This window comes from Thermosipho sp. 1074, from assembly GCF_001999655.1.
GTDB classification, from domain to species: domain Bacteria; phylum Thermotogota; class Thermotogae; order Thermotogales; family Fervidobacteriaceae; genus Thermosipho; species Thermosipho affectus.
This window is the reverse complement of record NZ_LBEX01000020.1, coordinates 1-1382: the sequence shown is the minus strand read 5'-3', so window position 1 is coordinate 1382 and position 1382 is coordinate 1. Positions and strand designations below refer to the sequence as shown.

2 protein-coding genes are annotated in these 1382 nt (G+C 36.4%); both read left to right on the top strand.

The window, feature by feature from the left end; genetic code table 11:
- Window positions 1–8: 8 nt before the first annotated feature.
- Window positions 9–170 (top strand): rubredoxin, encoded by a 162-nt coding sequence (gene rd, locus XO08_RS09250; protein ID WP_075665548.1) that lies wholly within the window; start codon window positions 9–11, stop codon window positions 168–170.
- A gap of 44 nt (window positions 171–214) precedes the next feature.
- Window positions 215–1372 (top strand): FprA family A-type flavoprotein, encoded by a 1158-nt coding sequence (locus XO08_RS09245; RefSeq protein ID WP_077288067.1) that lies wholly within the window; start codon window positions 215–217, stop codon window positions 1370–1372.
- Window positions 1373–1382 lie beyond the last annotated feature (10 nt).

Genomic DNA, 1382 nt, shown 5'->3' with positions numbered 1-1382 from the left:
GGGAAAACATGAAGAGATACGTATGTAGTGTATGTGGATATGTATATGATCCAGAAGTAGGGGATCCAGACAATGGGGTAGAGCCAGGGACACCATTTGAGAAATTGCCAGAAGATTGGGTATGTCCAGTATGTGGGGTAGGCAAAGACCAATTTGAAGTAGAAGAATAAGTGGGACATTATGTCCCACTTTTAATGAGAAGGGGAGGAATAAGATGGTTAAGAAGATAGGTGATGGGGTATACTATGTAGGAGCTATTGATTGGGATAGGGAATTATTTGACGAATTAATTCCTCTTCCAAATGGGACAACGTACAATGCATATATAGTAAAAGGGGAAAAGATAGCTTTAATAGATACCGTTGATCCTGCAAAGAAAGAAGAGTTTTACAACAATTTAGAGAAATTGGATATAAAGAATATAGATTATGTAATATCAAATCATGCGGAACAAGACCATTCAGGTTTGATAAAAGAAGTGGTGGAGAAGTATGGTGCGAAGGTAGTAACGAACAAGAAATGTGCAGAATTATTGCACACACACGTACATGTAAGTAAAGAAGATATAATAGAGGTAACAGATGGAGAAGAGCTAGATTTAGGGGGAAAGACGTTAAAATTTTACTTAACGCCGTGGGTACATTGGCCAGAGACGATGGTAACGTACTTAAAAGAAGAAAAGATATTGTTTAGTTGTGATTTATTTGGTTCACACTATGCAACAAGTGACATAGAACAAGAAGGAGACGATGTATTAATAGAGATGGCAAAGAGGTACTACGCAGAAATAATGATGCCGTTTAGAAACCACGTTATAAAGAACATAGAAAAGATAGAAAAGATAGAGATAGGAAAGATAGCGCCAAGTCATGGGCCGGTATATACAAAACCAGAAAAAATAATAAAAGAATACAAAAAATGGGCGGGTAATGAGACAAAAAAAGAAGTAATAATATTGTATGTATCGATGCATGAAAGTGTAAAAAAGATGGTGGAATACGTAATGGAAGGATTAATGGAAAAGGGAGTAAGAGTAAAATTACACAATGTAGTAAAAAGCGACATAGGAGAGATAGCGATAGATTTGGTAGAGGCATCGACAGTAGTAGTGGGGACGCCAATGGTATTGGGAGGTATGCACCCAAAGATAGCAGGAGTGGTATATTTAATGAATGCCTTAAGGCCAAAGACAAAATACATAGGGATATTGGGCTCCTATGGATGGGGAGGAAGGTTTATAGAAGAATTAAAAGGAATGATAAAGAATGTAAAGGCAGAAATAGTAGGTGAAGTGGTGGTAAAGGGACTTATAACAAAAGAAGAATATGAAAAATTAGATGAATTAATCGAAAATATTTCTAAACTTAACTAAAAAAGGGGGG

Excerpts from the sequence above, each read along its gene's own strand:
- rd (WP_075665548.1), top strand. The coding sequence starts at position 9 with ATGAAGAGATACGTATGTAGTGTATGTGGATATGTATATGATCCAGAA.
- XO08_RS09245 (WP_077288067.1), top strand. The coding sequence starts at position 215 with ATGGTTAAGAAGATAGGTGATGGGGTATACTATGTAGGAGCTATTGAT.